The 5,490-nt window shown below is 37.1% G+C and carries 1 protein-coding gene and 1 pseudogene; both read left to right on the forward strand.

From position 1 onward, the window contains the following. Positions 1-217, forward strand: a pseudogene (locus ACFIM1_RS08825) (DUF3987 domain-containing protein); the annotation flags it as partial. Positions 218-835: 618 nt separating this feature from the next. Continuing rightward, on the forward strand, positions 836-5,490 hold a 4,655-nt coding region (locus ACFIM1_RS08830), incomplete at its 3' end, for a DEAD/DEAH box helicase (RefSeq protein WP_375694628.1).

Here is a 5,490-nt window from a genome sequence, read left to right on the forward strand (position 1 = left end):
GCGTTGTGATCATTTGCCCGATGTTTTTACAACAAGGGATATTTATAAACGTGATTGGAAATGTTTCAAAGATAATGGAGCCGTTAAGCAAGCTTTAGAGCTTTTATGCTGTTCTAATCATCTTCGAAAAAAGTTTATAACACATCAGACAAGTGGACACCCTAGCACTTATTATGAATGGAATCCTTTAGTCAAAAACAGCAGCATAAAACAATAAAGAAACTTTTTTTAAAAACTTTCTACTCAAAGAGGCAAAACTCTTTTTAATGGCATTCTTATCAAGGAATTTTTCTCCAAAGATAATAATCTGAGTGACCTTATAGGAAGAGTTTTGTCAGTGTTGTCAGTTCTGTCAGTTCCTTTTAGACCCTCTATTATTTTTTTAATGAGAAAAAAATAAAAGTTATTATATATCAATAGGTTAATATTTTAAAAACATAACTCATATCAAGAGTACAATCTTTAAAGATAACCAATGATGTGAATTGATTAAAACTCGTCAGTTATGTGTCAGTAAATTGAACTGACAAAATAGACCATTTTAGTGCTTCGTAAAACACTTCAAAATACTCATTATGATATTTTTATGTACATAGTTCATTTGTCTTGATGAATACGTGAAACGAATAGCAGATTTCACTACTTTGCTGATCTACTCCATGTCATGGACTGTGGATAAACAACCTTTAAAACCCCTTTTGAAAAAAATATCGGCTTTTTTTAGCAGTTTTTTCCCATTTTATCGTTATTTGCCTTAAATGCATTTAATTGAATTCGTTTTGATTCTTTTGATGGTTATTGATCATCTCATAAGGCAAGGGATTTTTATTACAATATGCTGCAATATGTTAACTCTGATAATGAACAATTCACTTTACGCTCTCTGTTGGAATATTATCGTCAAAAAGCTAAATCACCCCGTGAATTAGGAACCATGTTTGAAAACCTTGTCATGGTTTATTTGAGTGAAGACCCTCTTCAAAAGCAAGAATACGAAAAGGTTCAGACTTATTATGAATGGGCGCAAGAGCATGGAGAAAATGGAACTGATATTGGGATTGATTTGGTCGCTACAATCCGTGATGAAGGAGGCTATGCGGCTATTCAATGTAAATGCTATGATGCTTCTCACATAATTAGAAAAGAAGATATTGATAGTTTTATTGCTGCCTCGGGCAAAAAGATCTTCACCCGTCGCATACTGGTTGATAGCACCGAAACAGATTGGAGTGACAATGTTGAACTGACTTGTGAGGGGCAAGAAATCCGTCCTCAACGGATTAATCTGTTTGATTTAGAAAATAGTCAAATCGATTGGGGGGCTTATAAAGAACAAGGACAAGCTGTTCTTAAAGAGAAACCGAAAAAAAAGCTTTTAGATCATCAGAAAGAAGCCCTTGAGAAAGTCTGTGAAGGTTTACAAGAAGCAGACCGTGGCAAGCTCATTATGGCATGTGGAACGGGGAAGACTTTTACAAGTCTTAAGATAGCAGAAACCATAGCAGGTCAAGGCAAGCGGGTATTGTTTCTGGTGCCCTCTCTCGCTCTTATCTCTCAAACAATTCGTGAATGGACAGAAGATACAGAAGTGCCTTTGCGTTCCTTTGCCGTGTGTTCGGATACACAAGTGGGTAAGCGTCGTAAGAATAATAAAAATGATGCTCTTGAATTTGATAGCTCTGATCTTGCCTTGCCTGCAACAACGGATGCAAAAGAACTGGCTAGCAAAGCGGGTAAGGTTTCACATGATCTGATGACCGTGATGTTTTCTACTTACCATTCAATCCAAGTGATTTCGGATGCGCAAAAAAAGTATGATTTATCCGAATTTGATCTGATCATTTGCGATGAAGCCCATAGAACCACTGGGGCTTCATTGGGAACTGACGACAATGAATCTGATTTTATCAAGGTTCACGATAACAGCATCATTCAAGGCAAAAAACGTCTGTATATGACAGCAACGCCTAAGATCTTTACTGATGATGCCAAAAAGAAAGCCGATGAGATCAATGCCGTTCTCGCCTCTATGGATGATGAAGAGCTCTATGGAAAAGAGCTTTATACCTATACTTTCTCAAAAGCCGTTCAGAATGAATTGCTTGCACCTTATAAGATTATTGTTTTGGGGATTAATGAAGAGGAAGTGAGTCAATCCATTCAACATCTGATGACCGATGAGAATTATGAACTTATCCTTGATGATAAAACCAAGATCATAGGCTGTTATCAAGCCCTTGCTAAAATAGATCTAAAAGTTGATTTAAATGATGACCCTAATCCCATGCGGCGGGCTTTGGCTTTTTGCAAAGATATCAAAACTTCTGAACGGATCCGTGATACCTTCAATTCTGAAGAAATACAGAAAGAATTATTTAATCTTCATAAGGTCTATAAAGATACCCCGCCGCTTCACTGTACCTTTGATCATATTGATGGAACCCAAAGTGCCAAAACGCGTCATAAAGCCCTTGATTGGCTTAAGGAAGATGCGGGGGAAAATACGTGTCGTGTGCTAACCAATGTACGCTGTCTTTCTGAGGGTGTTGATGTTCCTGCTCTTGATGCGATCATGTTTTTACACCCGCGGAAAAGTTATGTGGATATCATACAGGCGGTGGGGCGTATCATGCGGCGTGCACGAGGTAAAAGGAGAGGCTACATCATTTTACCCGTTGGGGTACCGGCTGGGGTTTCTGCTGAACAGGCTTTAAAATACAACAAAAGATACAAGGTGGTCTGGCAAGTGATCAATGCTTTGCTTGCTCATGATGAGAATTTTGAAATCACCCTTAACCAGATGATTTTAGGTCAAGACGTTAGTGATGTTTTGGAGATTGGCGCTTTAAAGAGCATGACCGCGGTTGAGGATAAACTCCATATCCATGAAAAATCAGAACATATGGGGCTTGAGATTGGAAAAGCCGCTCATGAACCACAAATTATTCATAGCGTAACAGGAAGATTACCTTTTTATAAAGAGTTTCCCAATGCTTTGAAAACCCTTCTTGCGAAGAAATTTGCTATTGCGGATTATTGGGAAAATTGGGCGGGCAATGTTGCTGAGATTGCTCAAAATCATATCACCCATCTTCAAAACCTGCTTGCTGATGAAAACAGTGAAGCCTTTCATGCTTTTGATGCCTTTCATAAGGAATTAAAGAACAACTTAAACAGTGAAATAAAACAGGAGGAAGCCATTGAGATGTTAGCACAACATCTTGTCACGCGTCCCGTGTTTGAAGCTTTGTTTGAGGGCAATGAATTTGTGCAAAACAATGCCATTTCGCAAGCAATGGAAAAAATCTTAACAGAACTTGATAAAACCAATATCGAGGAAGAATCCAAGGAATTACAAGAGTTTTATAACAGTGTAAGGCTTCGTGCTTCTGGGATTACTTCGCCCCAAGCAAGGCAAAATCTTATTATTACGCTTTATGAAAGCTTTTTTGCCAAGGCATTTAAGAAAACCACGGATAGGCTTGGGATTGTTTATACGCCCGTTGAGGTTGTTGATTTTATCATTCATTCTGTTGATAATGTGTTGCGTAATGAATTTGGAAAAAGCTTGGGGTCACGGGGTGTTTCTATTCTTGACCCTTTCACTGGAACAGGAACCTTTATTACGCGGCTGTTACAATCAAAACTCATCAAACCAGAGGATATGGAATATAAATTCCGTCATGATATCCATGCCAATGAGATTGTTTTACTCGCCTATTACATAGCAGCGATTAACATTGAATCTACCTATCATAGTCTTATGAAAGGTGAGTATATTCCTTTCAAGCATATTGGTTTGACCGATACCTTCCGTATGCTTGAAGAGAAAAACCTTCTGCAAAAATTATTTAAAGAAAACAGTGAATATTTAGAGCATCAAAAGAAACTAAATATTGAAGTTATTTTTGGTAACCCTCCTTATTCAGTAGGACAAAAGAATGAAAATGATAATGCAAAGAATACCCCTTATCCAATTTTAGATAAACGGATCAGTGAAACTTATGCTGCTCAATCTAAAGCAAGTAATATACGAGCGCTTTATGACAGCTATATCCGTGCTATTCGCTGGGCTAGTGACCGTATAAAAGACTGTGGTGTTATTGGTTTTGTTACAAATGGAAGTTTTTTAGATGCAAATTCTATGACGAGTTTAAGAAAGTGTTTTGTTAAGGAATTTAGCAGTATTTATGTGCTCAATTTGCGAGGAGATATTCGCAAAAATATGACGAATAAAGAGGCTTCTCAAGAAGGACAAAATATTTTTGGGAGTGGTAGTATGGCTGGTATTGCCGTGACCTTATTTATTAAAAATCCCAATGCTTCTGGAGGGTGTAAAATTTACTATCATGATATTGGTAATAATCTTACAACAAAAGAAAAACTTACTACTCTTGAATACTTTGGTAGTATTAGTGGTGTCACGCGTGAAAGCGGTTGGAAAATAATTACACCAGACAAGCACGGTGATTGGATCAATCAACGTGATGATAGTTTCAAGACATTCCTGGCTCTAGGTGTTAAAAAAGAGCATGATAAAAAGCTATTTGAAACTTATTCTCGTGGTATTATGACGAGTCGTGATGCATGGGTATATAACTCAAGCCGTAGTGTTTTATCAAAAAACATGAGTAATATGATTGCCTTCTATAATAGCGAAGTAGAACGTTTTAATAATACTTATGCACACACCGACCGTAAAATACGTACTAATGCTGTAAATGATTTCGTTAATATTGATTCTACAAAAATCAGTTGGAGCAGTAGTCTTAAACAAGAATTGACAAGAGGGAACTTTTCCGAATTCGAAAGCGGTTGTTTAGTTCAAAGTTTTTATCGCCCTTTTACACGACAGTGGCTCTATTATAATCGTATTTTTAATGAAAGAACTTACCAAATGCCGTGGATATTCCCTATAGGGCAAGCAGTTGAAAATAAGGTAATACAAATTACAGGTATAGGAGTAAATGGTTTTTCTGTCTTGATGAGTAAAACTTTACAGGATGTTCAAGCAATAAGTAATGGTCAATGCTTTCCACGCTATATTTACGAAGATACTACGGTCTCAAAAAGTAAAAGTGAGAAACAATCCCATTTATTTAAAGAAGACAGCAAAACAGCTGGTTTACAACGCCGTGATGCCATTACTGATGAGGGATTAGCACATTTTAAAGCCGCTTATCCTAATGAAACTATCACGAAAGATGATCTATTCTATTATGTTTACGGTCTTTTGCATTCGGAAGATTATCGTACCCGTTATGCTGATAACCTCTCTAAAGAATTGCCTCGTATCCCTTGTGTAAAGAGTGCTGATGATTTTTGGAAATTTGTAACAGCAGGGCGTGAACTGGGTCATTTGCACGTAAACTATGAAACTGTAGAGCCGTATCCAGTGACCTTTAAAAAAGGCAATCCAAAAGTTACAGAGATCTCTAATCCCGAAAAATTCTATTATGTAACTGAAATGAAATTCGCAAAAGCAGCTAA

The organism is Bartonella sp. AC158YNML, from assembly GCF_042196725.1.
Lineage (GTDB): Bacteria > Pseudomonadota > Alphaproteobacteria > Rhizobiales > Rhizobiaceae > Bartonella.